Source organism: Nocardioides sp. (genome assembly GCF_035703625.1).
Lineage (GTDB): Bacteria > Actinomycetota > Actinomycetes > Propionibacteriales > Nocardioidaceae > Nocardioides.
In genome coordinates, this window is record NZ_DASSXS010000174.1 from 1 (window position 1) to 4,214 (window position 4,214).

Annotated in this window: 6 protein-coding genes; 4 read left to right on the forward strand and 2 right to left on the reverse strand. The window is 69.3% G+C overall.

All coding sequences use genetic code 11. The annotated features are described in order from the left end of the window. The gene (locus VFN12_RS08490) at nucleotides 1-588 is read right to left on the reverse strand and encodes a DUF3043 domain-containing protein (RefSeq protein WP_325118209.1); all 588 of its coding nucleotides are present in this window, start codon (nucleotides 586-588) and stop codon (nucleotides 1-3) included. 158 nt (nucleotides 589-746) lie between these two features. Here VFN12_RS08490 and VFN12_RS08495 point away from each other — a divergent pair, with 158 nt between their 5' ends. From VFN12_RS08495 to pspAB, 4 genes are read left to right on the forward strand one after another with little or no spacing between them, the layout of a single operon-like run. Beyond that, a complete protein-coding gene (locus tag VFN12_RS08495) occupies nucleotides 747-1,523 on the forward strand; it encodes a PspA/IM30 family protein (RefSeq protein WP_325118210.1) in 777 nt (258 codons plus the stop codon). Further along, a complete protein-coding gene (pspAA, locus tag VFN12_RS08500; RefSeq protein WP_325118211.1) occupies nucleotides 1,520-1,798 on the forward strand; it encodes a PspA-associated protein PspAA in 279 nt (92 codons plus the stop codon). Before VFN12_RS08495 ends, pspAA begins: the two co-directional genes overlap by 4 nt. 4 nt (nucleotides 1,799-1,802) lie before the next feature. Continuing rightward, a complete protein-coding gene (htpX, locus tag VFN12_RS08505; RefSeq protein ID WP_325118212.1) occupies nucleotides 1,803-2,708 on the forward strand; it encodes a zinc metalloprotease HtpX in 906 nt (301 codons plus the stop codon). Next, the gene (pspAB, locus tag VFN12_RS08510; protein WP_325118213.1) at nucleotides 2,708-3,283 is read left to right on the forward strand and encodes a PspA-associated protein PspAB; all 576 of its coding nucleotides are present in this window, start codon (nucleotides 2,708-2,710) and stop codon (nucleotides 3,281-3,283) included. The genes htpX and pspAB overlap by 1 nt, the downstream gene beginning before the upstream one ends. A 202-nt stretch (nucleotides 3,284-3,485) precedes the next feature. Here the strand turns inward: pspAB and nadA are convergent. Next, nucleotides 3,486-4,214, reverse strand: a 729-nt coding sequence (nadA, locus tag VFN12_RS08515) for a quinolinate synthase NadA (RefSeq protein ID WP_325118214.1), incomplete at its 5' end; no start/stop codon positions are given.

Here is a 4,214-nt window from a genome sequence, read left to right on the forward strand (position 1 = left end):
TCAGCGGTAGTGCTCGGGGAGCTGCTGCCCGATCTTGACCTTCGCCTTGGGCAGGCGCATGAACTTCATCTGCAGCGACCGCATCACGGCGTAGTAGGTGGTGCCCTTGGTGCTCTCGTCCGGGAAGCGTCGGGCCAGCTCACGACGCAGCCGGCGCCGCATGAGGAGCATGTCGACGACCACCAGCAGCATCGTGCCGAGCAGGATCGTGTTGCCCATGCTGGCCAGCGACGAGTTGCCGGAGTAGCCGAGCACCATGACGACGATCAGCAGCGGGATCATCAGCTCGATGAACGAGAAGCGGCTGTCGACGAAGTCGCGGATGAACGAGCGCACCGGACCCTTGTCGCGGGCCAGGAAGTAGCGCTCGTCGCCCGACTTCATCGCCGACCGCACGCGCTGGCTCGACTCCACGCGGGCCGCGCGCTGGGCCTTGGCGATCTCCTTGCGGGTCCTCGGGACCTTGGCCCGGGCGCGGGCGGCGGCCTCCGCCTCGCGCCGGGTGGGGGTGGGGCGGCCCTTGCCATCCGCCTTCGTGGTGGTCTCGGCGGGGCTGGTCTCGGTCTGGGACTTGGTGCGACGGAACAACGGGGAACCTTGCGGAATCTGGGGGTGGGATCGGCTCGATCCTACCTGCGCCGAGGGCTGCCTCCGACCCCGCGCGTGGCGGCGCTCGCCGCACCTTGGATGGGACACTAGGGTGAACGCACACCTTCGATTCATCGGCGAGGAGGGGCGGAAACCCCATGAGTCTCATGAAGCGCATCAGCCTGATCTTCAGGTCCAAGGCGAACAAGGCGCTCGACAAGGCCGAGGACCCTCGCGAGACGCTCGACTACAGCTACCAGCGCCAGCTCGACCTCCTGGCCAAGGTACGCCGCGGCGTGGCCGACGTCGCCACGAGCCGCAAGCGGGTCGAGCTCCAGGTCAACCAGCTCGAGGCGCAGTCGGCGAAGCTCCAGGGCCAGGCCGAGAAGGCCATCTCCGTGGGGCGCGAGGACCTCGCCCGCGAGGCGCTGACCCGCAAGTCCGGCCTCACCACCCAGATCTCCGACCTCAAGGCCCAGCACGCCCAGCTCCAGGGCGAGGAGGAGAAGCTGACGCTCGCCCAGCAACGGCTGCAGGCCAAGGTCGAGTCCTTCCGCACCCGCAAGGAGACGATCAAGGCGACGTACACCGCGGCGGAGGCGCAGACCCGCATCAACGAGGCGATGTCCGGCATCGGCGAGGAGATGGGCGATGTCGGGCTGGCCATCCAGCGCGCGGAGGACAAGACCGCCCAGATGCAGGCCCGGGCAGGCGCCATCGACGAGCTCATCGCCTCGGGGGCACTCGACGACGTCAGCCAGGTCAGCGCGGGCGACGACATCGCCCGCGAGCTCGACTCGATGAGCTCCGAGGCCGACGTCGAGTCCGAGCTGGCCCGACTCAAGTCCGCCAGCCAGCCGCAGGCCATCGAGAGCGGTGACATCCTCTCGGAGACGCCCGAGACCACCACCACCGAGGACGGCGAGCAGAAATGATCGTCAGGATTCTCGGCGAGGGCCAGTACGACGTCGCCGACGATGCCCTCGACCGGCTCAACGAGTACGACGCCGCCGTCGAGTCTGCCGTCGAGGCCGGTGATGACGACGCCTTCACGGCTGCTCTCGCCAAGCTGCTCGACGGCGTCCGCACCGTCGGCGTACCCCACGAGGTCGACAGCCTCGACGAGTCCGACCTGATCCTGCCGCCCGCCGACGCCAGCATCGACGAGGTCCGCGCCCTGCTCAGCGACGACGGCCTGATCCCGGGCTGAACCCTTGGCCCGCTCGCGCTTCCTCAAGGACACCGGACTCACGGTCCGGATGACCACGGTCATGTTCCTGCTCGGCGGACTGTTCGTGGCGCTGATCGTCGGCCTGATGTACGCCCTGCCCAGCTACGCCTTCTTCATCGGACTGGCCGGCATCGGCATCGCCGGCTGGCAGTGGTGGAACAGCGACAAGGCGGCCATGCGGGCGATGCGGGCCTACGAGGTCACTCCGGAGGAGTACCCCGAGCTGCACGGCACCATCGACCGGTTGTGCGCGCTCGCGGAGATGCCGAAGCCGCGGGTCGGGATCAGCGAGCTCGACATCCCCAACGCGTTCGCCACCGGCCGGTCCCCGGATCGGGCCGTGGTCTGCGTGACCACGGGGATCATGGGCAAGCTCACCCCCGAGGAGCTCGAGGCGGTGCTGGCACACGAGCTCTCGCACGTCGCGCACCGTGACGTGCTCGTGATGACGGTGGCGGCGTCGGCGGGCATCGTGGCGGGGATGATGGCGCGCGGTGCGCAGTACGGCGCCCTGTTCGGCCGTTCCCGCAGCAAGGAGGGGGCGATCGGACTCGTGGGCGCACTCGTGATCAGCCTGGTCGTCTACGCCATCAGCTTCTTCCTGCTCCGGCTGCTCTCGCGCTACCGCGAGCTGTGCGCCGACCGGGCCGGCGCCTACCTGACGATGAAGCCCGCCGCGCTCGCCACCGCCCTGCAGAAGATCTCCGGCGAGATGGCTGCGATCCCGCAACGGGACCTGCGGGCCAGCAAGGCCATGAACGCCTTCTTCATCGCCCCGGCGATCAGCGGCGCCAGCCTCAAGACCCTCACCTCGACCCACCCGTCCCTCGAGCAGCGGCTGGAGCAGCTCGCGAGGATCGAGGCCGAGCTGGGTCGCACCCAGCCCTGATGGGACTCTGGGACGCCCTGCGGGGGCGCCGCGCGACGTCGGCGCCCGACCTCGACTCGCTGTTCCTGGTGCCCAGCGCCGCGGTGACGCTGCAGACCGGCATCGGCCTCGATCCGGCGGGGACCGGCTCGGTCTGTTTCCGGGCCGCGGAGGGGATGGCGTTCCGTCAGATGCAGTCCGAGGTCGTCGAGCTTCTCGATGCCGACCCGGAGGCGCCCGACGTCCGGTCCAGCACCGACGACTTCGGGTTCACGTGGCTGACGGTCGCCCGGGACGACCCGACCGACGTGGCCGGCATCTGCACCGACCTTCACGCCGTCAACACCGCCCTGGAGGAGCAGGGGTTCGGCTCCGGGCTCCTGTGCACGCTCGTCCCGTTCCGCGATGCGGGCGGGCGCCGGGCCGGACTGGTCTACCTCTACCGGCGCGGCACCTTCTACCCCTTCGCCCCGAAGGGTCCCCAGCAGCGTGACAACCTGCTCGAGATCCAGGTTCGCGACGCCCTCGCCGCGGAGCTCCCGATCGAGAAGGACCTGCAGCGCTGGCTGGCGGTCTGGGGCGCGCCCGGCCTCTGACGCGAGTCGGCGCTCCTGCAACGCTCAAACGGCCCGAGTCGGCGCTGCTGCAACGCTCAAACGGCCCGAGTCGGCGCTGCTGCAACGCTCAGGCGGCCCGAGTCGGCGCGGCTGCTGTTGCAGTAGCTGGCAGATGCGCCGACTCACGCTCTGGGTGGGCGGCAGATGCGCCGACTCGCGCTCTGGGCGGGCGGCCGGTGCGTCAGTCCCGGTGGGACCTGCCCGGTAGGTCCAGCATCCGCTGGAGGGCGACCAGCGCCTGCTGCTCGGTGTCCGGGTCGACCTGGATCTGGTTGACCACGAGGCCTGATGCCAGCGACTCCATCGCCCAGACGAAGTGCGGAAGGTCGATCCGGTTCATCGTGGAGCAGTAGCAGACGGTGCGGTCGAGGAAGGTGATGTGCTTGTCGGGGTGCTGGTCTGCCAGCCGCTTGACCAGGTTCAGCTCGGTACCGATGGCCCAGCTCGACCCGGGGGCGGCCGCCTCGATGGTCTGGATGATGAACTCGGTGGAACCGACCAGGTCCGCCTTGAGGACGACCTCGTGCTGGCACTCGGGGTGCACGAGGATCTGGACGTCGGGGATGCTCGCGCGCAGCTCATCGACGACGGCGGGGGAGAAGCGCCCGTGCACCGAGCAGTGTCCCTTCCACAGGATCATCCGCGCGTCGCGGAGCTGTTCCTCGCTGAGCCCGCCGCCGGGCAGGTGCGGGTTCCACACCACGCACTCCTCGAGTGACAGGCCCATCTTGAGCACCGCGGTGTTGCGCCCGAGGTGCTGGTCGGGGAGGAAGAGCACCTTGGCGTCGGACTTCTGGTCGAACGCCCACTCCAGGGCCACCTCCGCGTTGGAGGACGTGCACACCACGCCCCCGTTGCGTCCGCAGAAAGCCTTGATGTCGGCGGAGGAGTTCATGTAGGTCACGGGTAC